The sequence below is a fragment of the Staphylococcus sp. HMSC061G12 genome (assembly GCF_001838465.1).
GTDB lineage: Bacteria > Bacillota > Bacilli > Staphylococcales > Staphylococcaceae > Staphylococcus > Staphylococcus simulans.
The window spans coordinates 1-376 of record NZ_KV837172.1; the positions used below are offsets into that span (position 1 = coordinate 1).

Sequence of the window (376 nt, forward strand, 5' to 3'; positions counted from 1 at the left end):
CGCAGAAAAGGCCCAACGGTTTTCATCACCTTGGACAAAGTTGTCAAAAGTATACTTTGTATTTAAATCTGAATCAACCTGTGGCAGGTGATTCTTTTGTGGGGCTTGGAGAACTTGGGAAGTTGGTTCTTCTACTGCTTGTTTAGCTAAATCTTCTTCAAAGACATAGTTCACGACAATTTCAGTATTATAAACCTCAAAACCAGCCGTTAAAATGATTGGTTTTAAATTTTTATCCCAAAAGAGTTCTTTCATAGGATCCAGGTAAATCGTCGCCGTATTTTGCTCAATTTGAATTAATCGAGCATCTAAAACAAAAAATTCATAAGTGGCTTGTTTTAGTTGACTTTTTGCCAGTTCAAGGACCCTATTCCTC

1 protein-coding gene is annotated in these 376 nt (G+C 36.7%); it reads right to left on the reverse strand.

Annotated features, from left to right (window positions below):
• The coding region (locus HMPREF2937_RS13115) for a chromosomal replication initiator protein DnaA (protein ID WP_373879081.1) at positions 1-376 on the reverse strand (376 nt) is incomplete at both ends.